The sequence below is a fragment of the Microcystis sp. M083S1 genome (assembly GCF_020246405.1).
Classification (GTDB): Bacteria; Cyanobacteriota; Cyanobacteriia; order Cyanobacteriales; family Microcystaceae; genus Microcystis; species Microcystis aeruginosa_C.
This window is the reverse complement of sequence record NZ_JADBTB010000027.1, coordinates 37,784-53,011: the sequence shown is the minus strand read 5'-3', so window position 1 is coordinate 53,011 and position 15,228 is coordinate 37,784. Positions and strand designations below refer to the sequence as shown.

Sequence of the window (15,228 nt, the reverse complement as noted above, 5' to 3'; positions counted from 1 at the left end):
TTTGACCTCAAAAAGTGCCGACCATTGGAGGGATCGGGGGTAAAATTCAGGTACTTTTTCCCTGAAAATTAGGTAACTGACTACCTCAAAATCGGTAAAACCCTACACCCCACACCCCACACCCCACACCCTGCCCCCACCAACAAACTTTTTGCCGCAAACCCTATATATATAGATGACTGGGAAACCGGTGTCTTTTCAGCGATCGCCGAACAATTAACGGGTTTTGCGTCTTCGGATGACATTATTAGAATAACGAGAAGGTTTTGGCCGGGGTTCTTTTCCCCCTCCCAATTCGCGACTAACTTGCTGAAAAATATCCCGTCGCAGCACGGGATATTCCCCTATCCACTGGTCGAGTTGGGGAAGATGGACATCAGAAAGCTGATTTATATCCCCTAAATCGGGGTCCTGAGACATTAACAAAGCTTCGGCCACCATCCCGGGACGGATCGATTTATGAATGCGTTTGAGGGGAGCGCGAACGATCGCCGAAAACCCCGTTTGATCACCGATTTCTAGATTAATACAGCGTTGGCGATTTTCGATAATCTCTAATTCCCCGCGTTTATTGACCCTTTCTTCTTCCCCGATTAATTCCTCGGTGACAAAAGCATCGAAAACGCGACCGCGCCAAAACCCCCCGTAGGGAAGACGACGATAAGTATTATTGCGAACACTGGCCCAGTAAACCGGACCCCAGAGCCAATATAAACCGGCGATAATGTCGAAAATCAGTTTAATCGTTAAACCACCGGGGCCGAATAAATTACCGATTAACCAAGCTGCGGTGAGAGCGATGATAGAAATGAATAAACGGCGCAGAAAATCAGACCATTTACCCCAATAGTGAGCGTACTGGGGGCCGGTGGCGATAATAGGGACAATTTGCTCGATCGATTGACGGGTAAGGGGAACCAACATTATCAGTTATCGGTTATTCGTGAACGGGTAGGCTCTAGAAGAGGACGTTTACCTTTCATTTAGGTGCGCTATATCAGTTATGACAGCATTTCTCATAACTAGATGAAGTGTAACCTAATTTGGTATCGACGACCGACTTCCCAAAAGGAAAACTTTGTACCTCACCACTAAGATAAATGCTATAGTTTTGGGTAATTGTCTATCTGTTGGTCGCCATTCATACCATCGCTAAAAGCGCAGGACTTCTGGCGAAATTTCAGTTAAAAATTAAATCCCGCAAGAAGTCCAATGAAACAATCTATAATAAAATCAATGCTGTTTTGTTCCCAAAGACTGCCACCATGACTTCTTCCCCGGTTAAATCCTTAAATTCTCAGGCTGTAACCACGCAACATTTACCCCCGTTAGAAAATGGGGATCGCTTAATTCGTCCCGAATTCGAGCGCCGTTATCAAGCTATGCCAGGATTAAAAAAAGCCGAACTTATCGAAGGAGTTGTGTATATGGCATCCCCATTAAGGTTTAAATTTCATGCTGAACCCCACGGACGTTTAATCACTTGGTTGGGAGTTTATCAAGCTGCTACCCCCCAAATACAAATGGGTATTGAGCCAACAGTTCGCTTGGATATAGACAACGAACTACAGCCGGATGGGGTGTTATTAATTAGTCAAGAAAGCGGGGGAAAATCAACCCTAAGTGTAGAGGGATACCTAGAAGGATCGCCGGAATTAGTGGTAGAAATTGCCGCTAGTAGTGCCGCCATAGATTTAGGGGATAAAAAACGTGCTTATCGACGCAGTGGTATTCAAGAATACCTTGTTTGGCAAGTATTTGACCAAAAAATTGATTGGTTTAATTTAGAAAATGGCGATTATATTTCTTTGTTACCCAACCAACAAGGGGTGATTTGCTCTCTAGTATTTCCGGGTTTGTGGTTAGATATTTCAGCCATGCTCAACGGCAATATGTCACGGGTGTTAGACATCTTAAAAGCTGGAATTAACTCGGTAGAACATCAAGAATTTATCCAAAAGTTAACTGCAGCGCAGTCGGGGGAAGCTAAATGAAACCTCCAGCTATTCTCATTTTAGGAGAAACCAGTATCACCGTTGCTCGTCAAGTGCAAATGGCCTTACCTGAAGCAATAATTTATGGGTTAATAAATCGTACCCATTCGGCTGATTTTACCTATACTAATTTTGGCGAAACGGTGCGAGAATTTTTCCAGACGGGAACGCCAATTATTGGCATTTGTGCGGCGGGTATTTTAATTCGCACTTTAGCACCTTTATTAACTAATAAATGGCAAGAACCGCCTGTATTAGCAATCGCAGAAGATGGCAGCGCCGTAGTGCCTTTGTTGGGGGGTTTACAAGGGGTTAATGATCTCGCTCGTCAAATTGCCTCGGTTTTGCAAATTTCCCCCGCAATTACCACCACTGGTGATATTAGATTTAAAACGACCTTATTATCGCCACCACCCGGTTATCAGTTAGTTAATCCCGATGATGCTAAGAAGTTTCTGTCCGATTTATTAGCCGGTGAAAAAGTAAAATTAATCGGTAAAGCGGACTGGTTAAAAAATAGTAATTTACCAATTTCATCAGCTGCAAAACTGAGCATTGAGATTACCGATAAAAATAACTTAAACTTGGCAAAACCTAGCAGTGACTGTTTAGTTTATCTGTGGGATGAAAGCCAGCAAATTAAGGAAAAATCCAGTTTACCTCTGGGGGATTTTGCCAACGAAAGTCAAGGTAAATTAGCCATAGTCGGAACTGGACCGGGGGCGCTAAATTGGATGTCGCCAGAAGTTCGAGAAGTGTTGGAAAAAGCCACGGATTGGCTGGGTTATAAAACTTATTTGGATTTGGTAGAATCCCTGCGAACACCAGAAATTGTCCGCCATGAATCGGATAATCGGGTGGAACTCGATCGCGCGGAAATGGCCTTAGATTTAGCGGCTAAGGGGCGATCGGTTGTCTTAGTTTCTTCCGGAGATCCTGGAATTTATGCCATGGCCGCGGCCGTGTTTGAGGTATTAGAAAAAAAAGCAAAACCGGCATGGGATGCGATCGCCATTCAGGTCTGTCCGGGGATTTCGGCCATGCAGGCGGCGGCTGCGAGGGTTGGCGCACCTTTAGGCCATGATTTTTGTGCGATTTCCCTATCGGATATTCTCAAATCTTGGCAGGTGATTTCTCAGCGTATTGAGTTAGCAGCCCGGGCAGATTTAGCGATCGCATTTTATAATCCTGTGTCTCAAGAGCGCACTTGGCAATTAGAGAAGGCAAAAGAGATTTTATTACAATGGCGATCGCCGCAAACTCCCGTGGTATTAGCGCGTAATTTAGGACGAAAAGGGGAAACAGTGACGGTGAAATTCCTAGAGGATATGACTATTAACGATGCGGATATGCGAACCATAATTTTGATCGGATCGAGCAAAACTCGCCTGATTGAGCAGGGTAAAACCAAGCAGTGGGTTTATACTCCACGTCACTATTAGGTAGTCGTGCAAAATTAATTTCTTGGTTGGAATAGGCAATCGGCAAGAGATATTTACAGATATCTCGTTGCAAGGATTTCCCTTGTAACGCGGGGAAGGAAGGAAGATCCTCACTTTTCCCATTGCAAGATGGAACCTTGGCACGAGACAAGAGAATCCGGCAATTAATTCTCCTGTTGAGGGGGAGTCTGCCGAGAAGCGTCCCATCGAAAGGACTTAGTGTATAGTAAAAACTTTCAGGGTGTTTTACTTGACTACTGAAATGGACTTGCTATCAAAACAATAAAAGCTTAACTTTCCTTGCGCGATGCTAAATAACAAACTACAACTTCTCTTAACCAGGGTAGGCCCATGGGCCGTTGCTGGTCTGCTCGGCGGTTTGATCGGTTCTCTGGCCGCGGTACTGCTGACTGAGGCAATTAAGCAAACCCTCAGAATTGCCTCTAACCTAGGCAACGTCTGGCTACTGCTGCTGCCTCTGGTGGGCGTTACCTTAGCAGTGCTAGTCCTGTTTGGACTGGGTAGGGGCCAACCTGTGCAGACCTTAGCTCCCCGCGGGGCGACTGCCTCTGGCCGCTGGGGTTCTCTCATGGACTGGTACTCCTTCCCCCATGACATTGCTCGCGCCGATCTGACCGGTGACGTGGTGAACGCATCCGGTGCCGAAGAGCGCTTCCCCTGGAATCTAGCACCGTTGCGGGCCCTGGCCATTCTCTCCACTGTTGGACTGGGTGCGCCCATGGGAACAGAATCACCGGCGGCTCATATTGGCGTGGCGACGGGAACTTGGTTAGGCAGCATAAATCCAGCCCTGGGTCAACTGGTGCGGCCCCTGGCCATCGGTGGCGGTGCGGCAAGTGTTTCTGCCCTGATGGGAATCCCTCTGGTGGGCAGCTTTTTTATGTTTGAGTTGAGTCAGCGACGTCAGGTTCCGATCACCCCGGAGCGGGCAGCGGCGATGTTAGCCGGGGGACTGGTGGGATGGGGGGTCAACGCTGCCTTTAAGCTGCAACTGATCCGGCTGGTCGTGCCGCAGGTTGCCCCGACTGACTTCGGGGATGCGGTGGCTGCCACTTTGTTGATCGGAGCGATCGCTGGCACGATTACAGCCCTCACCGGTGAGGCGATCTACTGGGCCAGAGGCTTGCGGGACAGGCCTGGCACTCGTCTCCTCATTGGTGGCCTGATGATGCTATTCTTGGCGATCGTGATCGGACAGGTGGCGACTCCAGCAGCGGCTTTTGGACCAGGGGGAGCCGCTATCCTCTGGGCCGAAAACATTGAAACAACTCCTTACCACCTGTTGGCAGTGGCTCTGCTCCGGGCTGCGGCCACCACCGCTGCGGTTTTAGCCGGGGGCTGTGGCGGCGTGTTTGTCCCTTTTCTGGCGATCGGCGACCTGACTGGCCGGGTATTCGCCACCACCTTTGAAATTTCGGGGGATCTGGCGGGTGCGGCGGGGGCAGCGGCCGGTATTGCTGGCGGCTATCGCCTACCTTTGACCGCCATGGCGATGGTACTGGGGGTGGGTGGCCCGGGGGCAGCCCAGCTAACCTGCCTTGCTACAGTGGTAGTCGCTGCCCTTTCGGGATTGGTGGCCGCACGGGTAGCCAATCAAATCTCTAGTTCCCTGCGGGCAATGTTCCGCTAGAAGCCACCGTCAGGGGAATTACCGTGATATCCAGAGGGTGCAAGTTCTTTGCGCCCCTACTTTTGGGATTGCCGCCCAACGCAATCTACCAGATCAGCGATCGCATTAAATACGTTTTATTTACCTCAATAACTCTGTTGCTTCTTTTAAGACTTGAGTAATTTCAGGTTTGTGACAACTAATTACATCGTTTGGTAAATGCTTGTGATGGGGAAAAGTAGAAATATTGGGAAAGTGAGGGGTACTATCATAGCGAAAAACTAGGTTGTTTTTTTCATCTTGGAAATGGTAACGATAATCTAGGAATTCTAAGTAATTGTCTGTGATTACTATAGCTTCGTTTATTTCTAATAAATGGATCTGCTTGAAACGCAACCCAATTCTTAAATTAGCTCTTTGTGATGTCAGTACTTCTTCTTGATAAGGTTCTACATAAGCATTTTCACACTGCACAATTGCTTGCTCTACTTGATTGAGGTAATCAGATAAAAGTTTAAGCAGCATGGTTTAATCTTTGTTCTAATTCTTGACGCAAAGCAAGGTAATGACGATAATCGTTTGCCCATTCTATAAATATTATATCATCTGACAATATTCCCTGATTGTATTCGTTATAAAAATCTTCGGAATCCATTTTATGTTGGTTCTCATAGACGCTAAGTCGCTTGGCAACAGCAATCAAAGCATCTAAAGATGATGTATATTGAATGGTCTGTTTACGCATTTTTCTTTTACTCTAAAATAATGATATTTTGATTATAAACGATCACGCTCAAACAAAAACATAAATCGTAGGGTGCGAAGCGCGAAAGCGTAACGGACTAATTTAATGATAAAGTTGGTGCGTGGGGCGCAGATTGTTAATTTGAGTTTTTTAACAGAAGTTATCGCCACCTAAAGCACCCTACAAGATCAGCGATCACACTCAACTTAATATCAACAGACTTTCTGTTTCACTATCAAAAAATTCAACAATAATTAAAAAATAAACTCTTAAAATTTCGATAATCTTTGCAGTGGGACTATTGCCAATACGAAGATAGATAAATTTTGGTGGATGACCATATAATAGACTACGCTGATGAAAATCGGCATCTTTAGAGACAATTACAAAATCGTTGAATTTGGCAAATTCCCAGATAAGTGCATCATCAGTATTGATCAGTCCTAAAGTCTTAACGTGCTGAGAATCAGCATATAAATCAATTATTTTATCAATAATCCGATCTGACAAATTTTCATCTAATAACAGTTTCATAAGGAGGTGATAAATAATTTTTTCTCTCGATCAGCAGCAAAAGCCAAACAAGCTTTGATATCCTCGGAAGTTAATTCTGAAAAATCCTCAAGAATTTCTGCTTCTGTCATTCCTCCTGCTAAATATTCTAGAATATCGTACACAGTTATACGCATTCCTCGAATGCAGGGTTTTCCGCTGCGTTTTCCAGGTTCAATGGTAATAATGTTTTGGTAACTCATAATGCTTTAACTATTTTTACCTTCCCAATTATATCTTATTCGATGACAGAGATCGCACTCCACCGCACCGACAAGAACGATCACCCTTCAACTTCGTACCACTCTTAGGGTGTAAAGTGCGAAAGCGTAACGCACCAATTTAATAATAAATTTGGTGCGTCGGGTGCGGATTGTTAATTTTGGTTTTTGATCAGAATTAGTAGCCGCAAACACGCACCTTACCAGATTAGTAGATTAGATCGCGCTAATTTAAACCTCTCTCTTTAATTTCTTTAAGGGTTTTATTAACAGCATATTTTGCATTGATACTATTAATCAATTCAGTTGAATTATGTTTTTTGGCAACTCCCCAGAAAACAACAATCAAGTCAAAAGTTCCCTCACCATTACGACTCCAACCTAGATCATAATCTCCCTCTAGCACAGCAACAATATCTGCTCTAACTCTTTGACCATTAGAACCACCACGAACATCTGCTTCACGTTTAACTATTATTCCTAAATCCTGCAAAGATTTTACTAAAATTTCAGGATCAGTTATTTTAGTTGTTAAAACAGAAAAATGACCGCCGCCGCCTCTTTTGTTCTGAATATCCTGCTCTCTTTTGTTCTGACTATCTTGATCAGGATTTCTCAACTCTCTGAAATTATTACGCCCAAGAAGTTCTCGAAACATTTCTTTAATGTCAGAATCTAGATCCTTTCTAGCTAATATGGTTTCGATAATTGCTCCTATTTCTGAGTCAATTGGTATTCTACCTAATACTCTAACAAGTCCACCAATTTCCCGTTCACTATTAGCTAGTTGTTGAATAATGGGTAAAGTTTGCGGATTATCTCGCCAATGGGTTGCTAAAGCTTGAATTGCTTTCCATTCACCCTTGTTAGCTTGTTGTTGAATAATGGGTAAAGTTTGAGGATTATCTCGCCAATGGGTTGCTAAAGCTTGAATTGCTTCTGATTCACCCTTGTTAGCTTGTTGTTGAATAATGGGTAAAGTTTGAGGGTTATCTCGCCAATGGGTTGCTAAAGCTTCAATTGCTTTCCATTCACCCTGTCTAGCAACTTCCTGTAGATAAACTAACGCCTCAGAATGAATTTTAGCAATTCTAGATAATTGATTAACAGCTTCCCTTGCGCCACGCCAGTAATTTTGCTCAATTGCTATAGCTTGAAGAACACTCCATCCTGTCGGATCATCTTGCCAAATTGCTCCAATTTTAGCAACTGGTTTTTCCTTAAAATCAGTATCAGCATACCTATAAGACGATTTAGTTAATGATTGAAGACTATCTAACAATCGCTGACTTAGTTCAACATAAATAGACTGGTTTCGCAATTCTCCATAACAATCTGCTGCCAAAAAAAGATAAGTAAATTCCTGATCTTTTTCCTCTATATCAATGAGATAACTAATTAATTCTTCAGCAATTTCTTTAGGAAATTCTGCACTTAGCATCCCCATTAATAAACATAAAACTTCTTTCCAAACAGGATCTGAATAATGTTCTCCAAATACTTTGGTTTTCAAATCCTCAAGACTAATTCCGTCTGGTAATCCTCGGTTTTTAAATCTTTCATAAAACTCGCAAGCACAAAAGTATTCTAAAAAAGTTCGATGAACAAAAGCAAAAGCATTGCCACCTAAAGAACAAAGAATAAAATTACGATAGCGCAGTTGTTTGATGATTAAATCAGTCAGATCACTGGCATCTCGTTTGTTAATTCCTGTTTTTTCAAGATATTGAGTCAAAACATTTTCTAATTCTTCCTTATAGATTAAATTAGCAGCTAACCCTTTTTCTCCTGCTTGCATGGCACTTGCGACTAAACGCAGAATGTCCCTTTTATCTCTTAGATCAATATTGTAAAGATATTTTTTCAGTTCAGGATCAATTAATCCTTCCTTGGTTTCAAAATCCCATTGATGTAATAACACCTCTGACGCTTTTTCATAAAGTTTTGAGCGATCTCTTGGTAATTCTTGAGTTCGGTTCAGAATAGCCATCATCGTTAATAATAAAGGATTTCCTGCTAATTGCCGAATCGCTTTTGACTCCTTAATTGCCTTTTGTAAACGTTCTTGTTTTTGGGTTTTATCATCTCGATTTTCAAAAGCTAAATCATGCCAACGTTTGATAAAATCTTCAATCTGATCTTTATCTAAATCTTGGATCATAAAATGTTCAAAACCAGCATGATTTAATTCTTCTGCTTTATATCCTAACCAGCGAGAAGTTACTATAATCTGCACTTGAGGATATTGAATACTAAAACGTTTGATATCCGTGACAATTTCTTCTCTTAATTGAGGATTAAAAACTTCATCTAAGCCATCAAAAAGCACAACAACTTGACCCTTTTTAAGCTTATCATCTAAAGCAAGTTGATTGAGATGACAAATCAGATTACCTTGATGGAAAAATTCTAGAATATTCTGACACTTTTTTTCATTCTTATCTCTGGCATAAATACGCAATTCTATCAAAAGAGGAAGGGGAAGCAAAACACGATGACTGAGTTCTTTTTCAGCCCAATTTAAAGCTAAATACTGTAATAAACTTGATTTTCCTGCTCCTGGATCACCCAAAATTACAGTTCTTGGGTATTCAGAAGAATTGATGATATTCAAAACAGGATCTAATTTTTCATTCAGATATTCTCGCCGTTTTCGTTCTAGTTCTGCTTGTATTTGTTCTAACTCCGCTTGAGTAATTTCTCCCCTATCTACAAGTTCCTGCAGCACTTCTTTAGGTAATTCATAAAGTTGAGGAATAAACTGTTTACATCGTCTCACATTTTGCGGCACAAACATTCGCCAGAGTTTGATTTGCTCATAAGTCGTTGTGTCTAAACACTCTAATTTAAGATGGCCATATTCCTTTTTTAATCCTTCCGCATAGTTATCTAAATTGTAATCTGTTTTAACTCCTGCTATTTCTTGAATATTTTGGCTATCTTTATTCTGTAACTTAACTAAAAAAACGGCTCTTAGCTTTTCAGAATTTTGAATAATTTCCTGAGTTTTTCTCAAATAAAATTTACCGAGTTTTTCCCAGTTAAATTCAGCAGGTAACGGGGGTAAATTGAGTCTTTGCCAAGATTGAGCTAACGTCAAAGTATCAAGAATTTGACAATCAATATCAAAAGCATCCCCTAAAATAGGTTTAACTTGGTCATCTTTAATAAAAGTCTTGAGAGGTTTTTCAAAGTTTTTAATTTGATCATCTTCCAGATCGGTCATTTCTAACTGTTGCTGAAAGAGTTCTAAAAACTCCTTCATTGCTTTGCCATAAGCTTCTTTTTGAACATCTTTTTCAGGTAAGTGTAACACTTTACCTAGACTATTTTTAAAAAATTCCTTTCCGTAATCTTTTGCACCCTCTATTGCCAACTCTTGCATTACTGAACGAACAAGCGAACCTGCGGCTTGAGTAACCCCCCAGACAATTAACCAGTCAACCATGGCGATAAACTTAAGATTCTGTGGATACTATCTAAGCTTACCAACTTTAATCGTTTTTCGTCTATCGTTCCGACAAATGAAGAGAACGATTTAAAAGATCCTCAATACCGTAGGGACAAACTGGGGGAAACTCTAATCCCGTCTCTCTAAAGGCATCGCAACAAGCAACAGCATAGAGTTTAAATAGGCTTTCATCGGTTAAATATCGCCTTAAACTGGGGCTATCGTCCAAATAAAGCCTAATATTAGCTCTTTCTCGCTGAATAGTTCCCAACCAACCCCTGGATCGCCGTTGAGGTTGATAGTCCCACTTTAATAAATGATGCAAAATTAATCTGAGACTAGCAAGTAAGCGATCGCGCTCCCGTTTCGACAAATCCCGCACCTCTTCGACTAAATTCTCAATATCTAACTCGGAAAACCGACCAGAAGCTAATAAATCGGCCATTTGTTCGGCCCAAAGTCCAAAGTCTTGCTCATAGGATGCCGTCATCGATTTATCTCCTTCTAAGCTCAATTAACATTATATTAATAATCCGCCCAAAGTGAGGGCTTAAAAACGGATTTACTATCATAATGTGTTGTTTTCTTGATTGTCTGAAGATTGAACACGAAAGGGAGGCGCGACATAATCGGAAGGTAAATAATTTTCGGGGATAGTTGTTGTATTTCCATCTCGTAGGGAAGTGTAACTGGGAGAGAGAATCTCAATCCCGGCTTCATTACACTTGTCTTGAATATTCTGATGGAGTTCTGAATAAATTATTACCATCAAATTGGGTTGGTTAGTGTAAGCATTTAATTGATAACTGATGTAAAAATTATCTAGGCTAGTTTGCAGGACAAAAGGTGCGGGTTCTTTGAGAATATGCACAGTTTCTAGAGCAGCTTCAATTAAGGTTTTGTGGGCTTTTCGCCAAGGCAGATCGTACCCTAGGGTAATCGTTGTCTGAATAATTAGATTTCTGTTTAATTCCCGCGAGGAAATACTAAAGTTAATCACATTACTACTTAATAAAGATGAGTTAGGAATAGTAATAATTTTATTAGTGGGAGTGCAAATGCGAATGACTAGGAAGTTTTTTTCAATTAGATCGCCAATTACCTCTCCTACCTGAATGTGATCTCCGATGCGAAAGGCACGGGTATAAATAAGAATAATTCCCCCGATAACATTGGCAATAGCCGAAGTAGAACCAAGGGATAAAAGAAGACCGAGAAAAACAGAAACACCTCGGAAAGCAGGGGAATCAAAACCGGGTAAATAGGGAAAAGCCACTATTGCTGCTAAGGCAATAATTATGACTAATAGGAGATTGTAAGTAGGTTTAGCCCAATCAGTATAAAAACCAGGAATAACCAGATTTCCTCTTTCTATTGCCGTAAAAAATGGCTTGATTAGCCGGATTAAGTAGTAGGTTATAAAAATGATTATGGCAATAATAAAGGCATTGGGAAGATATTGGCCAATGGACGATAAAACCAGTTCTAATGATTGATAAAAATAACCTAAAATACTCTCGCCAAAAACTCTTGTCCAGGGAAATAAACGAAGTACAAATGTGGCATAATTAAATAATAATAAAAAGAGAACAAGTAAGCGAATTATCCGAAGAACTCGCAGCCAAAAAAAGCTTATATTAGAGGAAGATATAATCTCAACATTCCCTATTTTAATGCCTGGCGTCAAGGATTCAATCAAACGTCTAATGAAGGGAAATAGCTTCCCTGAAATTTTGATAACTGCAAAGCTAATAATCAAGAAAGCAAAGGTGGATATAACCGTATAAATGATATTCTTAAGTAGTTGTTCGGGTTTTCGATCTTGGCGATATTGAGCGATAGCGACCTGAATTTTTTGTAAAGCTTGTTGAGCTAAAAGCTCCGGTGTTGAACGATAGGCTTTTGCATCTTGCTTCGTCACCGTTAGAATTACTTCTTGATCTACACTTAAATAAAGTGAGTTATCATCAGGAATCTGCTCAATTGTCAGGTTCTCAATAGGAATAGAATCATTTTGAGCAATTCTTTCAATTCTCCGGGTAATAGCGTTAGCTCTCTCCTCCGCCGAAAATGAAGAAACTCCCCGTCGGATAAAAAAGAGGGGTTTTCCATCTAACATAACTGGAAAGCCGTCAATTTTGTTTTCCGGTTGTGTCGGATTTTGAGCTATTCCCAAAAGAGGAGAGGTGAGAGTCAGTAGTAAAACTACAACAAATATTACCAAAGTATGCCCAATTTTTTTCATCCATCCTCTAGCTCTAGATGGTGTAGTTAGCATTAAATATCTTTGATTAATATCGACAAATGGTACAAATTTCATAGGATTAATTCAGATTTTTCTGTGTGTAGTCGGGTAAGATTTAGGTATTACTTTCCCAGGGTGAGGTGTAGATAAACTAGGCTGAGACAGGAGAGGGAATTAAGTCAGAAGTTCTAGATTTAATTTCACTGCTATGGCGTTTACGAAAGCTCTTATGAACCATAACTTCCTTACTAGAATATCTTTTTGGCTTAGAGTAAATTACCAATCATTCCCAAAATAATAGCAATAATCGAGACGGATAAAAAATAGGAAGGCATCCCGTGGGTTGCTACCAGCCGCCGCCTTGCCGTACTATTAATACTTGTATCGGAGGTTTGATAACAAGCCGCCATACAAAAACCTTGACAGGGAAATTCCGTCCAATTAGGTCGATCGCAATCGAGAAAAACTAGGCCTTTACCATCATCATAGTAGCGCACTGCATATTCTTGGCTGTAGATCAATTGACCAAATGTCAGCAAAAGTTAGTAAAATCATCTAGTCACACCAGTCAATAAAACGCCGTAGCAAGCTTCGGGAATTGTCAAAACCGAGATGTAGTTACTCGTTGAGCATCACAAAGGCCAAAATATGGAGCGTTATTTATGGGCCATTTATCCCTATCCGAACAGATTACCGCGGAACTTCTGGCAATCCTGATCGAAGAAGAAGTCACCTATCCCTGGGATGTAACCGCTGTTGAGAGTAATGATCCCTTAGACGTCACGGAAACGCCTTTTTCTCTGTGTGAAGGACTAGAAGCGACGGCGATCGAGGCACAAGCTCATAGATTCTTTAGCAGTTTACACCAAAAATTCCCGACAGTTTCCGTTTCATCCCGGTCTAATATCTTTGATAAATTTGCCTCTTTACTGCCAGCCGAATATTTAAATCGTCTAGTAGAAAGTGCTGAAAATCTAGTTAATAGTCAATTAGATGACTTTGATCGCCTTGTTGTTTGTCTTAGCAAGCTTTTTCCCCAATGGTCTCCAGAAGATTTAGAGGTTTTTGCCCGTCCCTACGCCTATACTATGCGTAATGGCCAGAGCGAAACCACTATAGAAACCGAAGATTGGCAAAGTCTTTCCGAAATTGAACAAATTCGCCGGAGTGCAGCCATCGCCAGCCAGATTTTCCGCGACTTGTCTTCTCCTGAATAGTCATCTCGTTATCAGTTATACTGCATTTAAACTACCCCTTAGATATTTTAGTACAAATGCTCAAACTCCCTCTTCCAAGTCCGGCGCTCCCTTCTCCCCTCTCCCCTTAGTGATTACTGTTTACTGATCACTGAAAAAACCCCTACTCCCAATTCGGAGATATTGCTAGGTAAAAACGAAAAGTGCTGCCTTTACCTAATTCACTTTCTACCTCCATTTGACTTTGGTGTAATTCCACTAAACGACGGGTAATCGCTAAACCGATACCACTACCCCCAGAATAACGGGAACGAGAACGATCAGCCCGCCAAAAGCGCTCGAAAATAAAGGGTAAATCCTCTGCTGCGATGCCGATTCCCGTATCGATAACGGCAATTTGTAGGCGATTTTTGTCCCTTGTCACTTGCAGGGTAATTGCACCCTGATCGGTGTAACGAATGGCATTACCGAGCAGATTAACTAAAATTTGTTCGAGGCGATCGGGATCGGCCATGACAGATGGTAAATTGGGGGGACAATCTAACTGTAAAGTCGGTCCATCTTCTAATAATTGATCGGCAAATTTTTCGATAAGAGAATTTAACAAAGTTAATAAATTAACAGGTTGCAGTTTAATCGAGAGATAACCAGATTCCGCTCGCGATAGCTCCTGTAGATCGTGGGTTAAACGTTCTAACCGGCGGGTTTCTTTCACTAATTTCTGATAAAGTTCTGGATTAGGTTCGATCGCACCATCGGCTAATTCTTCTAAATATCCCCTTACCACAGTTAAAGGGGTGCGTAATTCGTGGGTAAGATCACCGATTAATTCCTGGCGACGTTTTTCCACATCAGCTAAACTAATCGCCATCTGATTAAAACTGATGGCTAATTGATTTAATTCTGGGATTTCGCTTTCTGGAACTCTCGCCGATAAATCCCCTTCCGCAAAATTTTTAGTGATTTGTTTCATTTGTTTTACCGGTTTCATAATGCGTTGAGAAACCAAAAAACTCAGATAACCAGCCGTACTTCCTCCCGCAATGAATGACCAAATGGCACTACTATCCCAAGCCGTCTCAAAACCCCTAACCAAGAAAGTTCTCGCCGAGCGCACGGTAAAAAATCCCTGCCTTTCTAACTGTTCCAAACGTAAAACAAACATTCGCGGAGAAGATAATTTAGCAATGATAATAAAGCTACTTAATCCCACCACCATAACGAGGAGATGCGATAAAAATAATCTGGTTCCTAAGCTTAATTTTGGTGGCTGCATATTTGTTTAAAAACTCTATTTGTTGTCAATGTTATTGACAGTATAGTCATTTAAATTAAGATTGAGAATATCAATCCCAGAGTTCCTAAGGATTTTGTCGGTCTAGACTGTATCAGACTTATCGGAAATGACTATATTTATCATGAAGATGAAGTATAACAGGATTTGGCATTGACAACCGACTCCAAAAAACGAAAACTTTGTACCTCACCATTAAGATAAATGCTATATATTCGGCTACAGCATCTTGAATAAACTGACGAGAGAAAAAATCCTCATAGATATCTTCAGGGATGGCTAACCCTCGCTCATGATTTCTCGGTTTAACAATCTCCCGTTAAGCTATGCTGTGAGGGGAGAGTAGGTCAAAACTTAACTTTTTGCCGCTCTATGCTATCGTATCAAGATGCGCTACTCTGTTAGGAGATGATTTTGCTTGAGTCATCTGCTCAAAGTAGCGTCTGTTTTTTTAACCC

At 41.3% G+C, this 15,228-nt stretch carries 14 protein-coding genes and 1 pseudogene; 4 read left to right on the top strand and 11 right to left on the bottom strand.

Annotated elements, in window-relative coordinates:
- Positions 1 to 216: 216 nt before the first annotated feature.
- Positions 217 to 924, bottom strand: a complete 708-nt coding sequence (locus tag IM450_RS02605; RefSeq protein WP_002803997.1) for a hypothetical protein — start codon at positions 922 to 924, stop codon at positions 217 to 219.
- Positions 925 to 1,265: 341 nt separating this feature from the next.
- Here IM450_RS02605 and IM450_RS02600 point away from each other — a divergent pair, with 341 nt between their 5' ends.
- The 3 genes from IM450_RS02600 (at position 1,266) to IM450_RS02590 (ending at position 5,087) form a co-directional block, all read left to right on the top strand.
- A complete protein-coding gene (locus IM450_RS02600) occupies positions 1,266 to 1,994 on the top strand; it encodes a Uma2 family endonuclease (protein ID WP_287669473.1) in 729 nt (242 codons plus the stop codon).
- On the top strand, positions 1,991 to 3,436 hold the full coding sequence (cobJ, locus tag IM450_RS02595) for a precorrin-3B C(17)-methyltransferase (RefSeq protein WP_287669470.1): 1,446 nt from the start codon (positions 1,991 to 1,993) through the stop codon (positions 3,434 to 3,436). Before IM450_RS02600 ends, cobJ begins: the two co-directional genes overlap by 4 nt.
- A 307-nt stretch (positions 3,437 to 3,743) precedes the next feature.
- Positions 3,744 to 5,087 (top strand): chloride channel protein, encoded by a 1,344-nt coding sequence (locus IM450_RS02590; RefSeq protein ID WP_287669468.1) that lies wholly within the window; start codon positions 3,744 to 3,746, stop codon positions 5,085 to 5,087.
- Between the two features lie 120 nt (positions 5,088 to 5,207).
- On the opposite strand, the gene tumE is transcribed toward IM450_RS02590, so the two are convergent.
- From tumE to IM450_RS02545, 9 genes and pseudogenes are all read right to left on the bottom strand, one after another.
- Positions 5,208 to 5,591, bottom strand: coding sequence for a toxin TumE (tumE, locus tag IM450_RS02585; RefSeq protein WP_002804002.1), 384 nt, complete (start codon positions 5,589 to 5,591; stop codon positions 5,208 to 5,210).
- Positions 5,581 to 5,811, bottom strand: a complete 231-nt coding sequence (gene tumA / locus IM450_RS02580; protein WP_002804003.1) for an antitoxin TumA — start codon at positions 5,809 to 5,811, stop codon at positions 5,581 to 5,583. Before tumA ends, tumE begins: the two co-directional genes overlap by 11 nt.
- A gap of 201 nt (positions 5,812 to 6,012) precedes the next feature.
- Positions 6,013 to 6,345: a DUF5615 family PIN-like protein gene (locus IM450_RS02575; RefSeq protein WP_287669465.1), complete on the bottom strand. Its 333-nt coding sequence runs from the start codon at positions 6,343 to 6,345 to the stop codon at positions 6,013 to 6,015.
- A complete protein-coding gene (locus IM450_RS02570; RefSeq protein ID WP_002804005.1) occupies positions 6,342 to 6,566 on the bottom strand; it encodes a DUF433 domain-containing protein in 225 nt (74 codons plus the stop codon). The genes IM450_RS02575 and IM450_RS02570 overlap by 4 nt, the downstream gene beginning before the upstream one ends.
- Before the next feature lie 244 nt (positions 6,567 to 6,810).
- Positions 6,811 to 7,158: a DUF1257 domain-containing protein gene (locus IM450_RS02565; RefSeq protein ID WP_253851994.1), complete on the bottom strand. Its 348-nt coding sequence runs from the start codon at positions 7,156 to 7,158 to the stop codon at positions 6,811 to 6,813.
- Between the two features lie 1,542 nt (positions 7,159 to 8,700).
- Positions 8,701 to 9,969: pseudogene (locus IM450_RS22645) on the bottom strand (NACHT domain-containing protein); the annotation flags it as partial.
- A 124-nt stretch (positions 9,970 to 10,093) separates the two neighbouring features.
- Positions 10,094 to 10,525 (bottom strand): DUF29 domain-containing protein, encoded by a 432-nt coding sequence (locus tag IM450_RS02555; RefSeq protein WP_002804010.1) that lies wholly within the window; start codon positions 10,523 to 10,525, stop codon positions 10,094 to 10,096.
- 78 nt (positions 10,526 to 10,603) lie between these two features.
- Positions 10,604 to 12,355, bottom strand: a complete 1,752-nt coding sequence (locus tag IM450_RS02550; RefSeq protein ID WP_002804012.1) for a mechanosensitive ion channel family protein — start codon at positions 12,353 to 12,355, stop codon at positions 10,604 to 10,606.
- A gap of 191 nt (positions 12,356 to 12,546) precedes the next feature.
- Positions 12,547 to 12,819, bottom strand: a complete 273-nt coding sequence (locus tag IM450_RS02545; RefSeq protein ID WP_287669460.1) for a DUF1345 domain-containing protein — start codon at positions 12,817 to 12,819, stop codon at positions 12,547 to 12,549.
- 123 nt (positions 12,820 to 12,942) lie between these two features.
- Here IM450_RS02545 and IM450_RS02540 point away from each other — a divergent pair, with 123 nt between their 5' ends.
- Complete coding sequence (locus IM450_RS02540; RefSeq protein WP_287669458.1) at positions 12,943 to 13,497, top strand: hypothetical protein; 555 nt, start codon at positions 12,943 to 12,945, stop codon at positions 13,495 to 13,497.
- A gap of 142 nt (positions 13,498 to 13,639) precedes the next feature.
- Here IM450_RS02540 and IM450_RS02535 read toward each other — a convergent pair whose 3' ends face one another.
- Complete coding sequence (locus IM450_RS02535) at positions 13,640 to 14,752, bottom strand: sensor histidine kinase (protein ID WP_002804016.1); 1,113 nt, start codon at positions 14,750 to 14,752, stop codon at positions 13,640 to 13,642.
- Positions 14,753 to 15,228 lie beyond the last annotated feature (476 nt).